Raw genomic sequence first — 244 nt, forward strand, 5'->3', positions numbered from 1 at the left:
GCAGCGAGCCCGCGAGGTAGAACACCGGGATGCTGGCGCTCGCGGCCCCCGTCATGCACTGGGCCATCTGCGTGGTGTCGAACACCGAGATGACGATGACGTCGACCTGGCGGGTGATGAACTGCGTGCAGATCGTGTTGGCCTGCGCGGCGTCGCCCTTCGGGTCCTGGGTGACGACCTCCCAGCCCTCCGCCTCCATCGCGGACTTGGCGGCGTCGGTCTCGGCCTTGGCCGCGAGCGTCGT

Annotated in this window: 1 protein-coding gene; it reads right to left on the reverse strand. The window is 69.3% G+C overall.

Annotation, left to right across the window (positions count from 1 at the left end; all coding sequences use genetic code 11):
* Positions 1 to 244 (reverse strand): substrate-binding domain-containing protein (locus tag FJ658_RS15435; RefSeq protein ID WP_141146236.1); only part of this gene is annotated, 244 nt, incomplete at both ends.

It is taken from the genome of Schumannella sp. 10F1B-5-1, assembly GCF_006517535.1.
Classification (GTDB): domain Bacteria; phylum Actinomycetota; class Actinomycetes; order Actinomycetales; family Microbacteriaceae; genus Schumannella.